This is a genomic window from Nocardia sp. MH4, assembly GCF_019266065.1.
In the GTDB taxonomy this organism is placed as follows: Bacteria; Actinomycetota; Actinomycetes; order Mycobacteriales; family Mycobacteriaceae; genus Nocardia; species Nocardia canadensis.
In genome coordinates this window covers 1-1,021 of the sequence record NZ_LPNR01000001.1, presented here as the reverse complement: position 1 = coordinate 1,021, position 1,021 = coordinate 1, and the positions used below count along the sequence as shown (strand labels likewise).

1 pseudogene is annotated in these 1,021 nt (G+C 77.8%); it reads left to right on the top strand.

Annotated features, from left to right (window positions below):
- Positions 1-462: 462 nt before the first annotated feature.
- Positions 463-1,021, top strand: a pseudogene (locus ATM97_RS00005) (hypothetical protein); the annotation flags it as partial.

The following is a 1,021-nucleotide window of genomic DNA, read 5'->3' as shown; positions in this document are numbered from 1 at the left end:
ACCGACGCCCCCGGCGGCCGTCCGGCACCAGGCCAGGGCCCCGGCCCGCAAGGCGGTCCCGGTGGCCACGGCCCGCACAGTGGTCCCGGCGGCGGTCCGGCGTCGGGTCCGGGTAACGCTCCCGGCCCGCAAGGCGGTTACGGCGGCCGCCCGGCATCGGGTCCGGGTAACGCTCCCGGCCCGCAAGGCGGATTCGGCGGCCGCCCGGCATCGGGTCCGGGCGGCGCTCCCGGCGCGCCAGGTGGCCCCGGCAGGCCCTTCGCTCCCGGCAATACGCCCGGCGGGCAACAGAACTCAGGCCCCGGCAGCCAACGCGTCGCGGGTGGTCCCGGTACCCCGCCGCACGCGGGGCAGCCCGGCTCCGCTCCTGGCGGACGTCCCACGGGCCCGGGCGGGCCGCAGGGGTTCGGACCCGGCAACGCGCCTGGCCGACAGCAGTCTTCGGGTTCGGGTGCGCCACAGGTGAATCGCACGCCGGGCGCGCAGTCCGGCGGCACGGCACCTGGCGAACGATCCGTTCCCGACTCCGCCGTCCGGCGCCCCGGCGCGGGCGCGCAAAGCGCTGCGCCGCAGCAGGGCTCCAAGGCGGGCACCTCGCCGCTGGCGGGCCTCTCGCAGGGCCTGCCTGGCGACGATCGCGCGGAACAGATCAGCCCGGACGCCACGAGCCGTGGCGGCGAGCACCCGGCCGACCTCGCCGGACCGAACGCGCCGACCGCGGCGATGTCGATCCCGGGCCGGAAACCGGCTGGTGCCCAGGCCTATTCGGCCGACGACCGCACCGTCAAGGTCCCGAGCGCGCAGTCCAAGGCCGCCCAGGCAGACATCTCGACCGCGGAGATGAGTCAGGCCGACCGCCCGTCGAAGTCGGACACGAAGGCAGGCAAGGGAACCGCCGCGGCGGTGGGTGCCGCGGCGGCCGGTGCGGCCGTCGCAGGAGCCGCCGCGGGCGCACGCGCGTCCGACGAGAACCGGGCGGCCGACGCGACCACAGGCACCGACGCCGCCGAAGGGCCGGCTT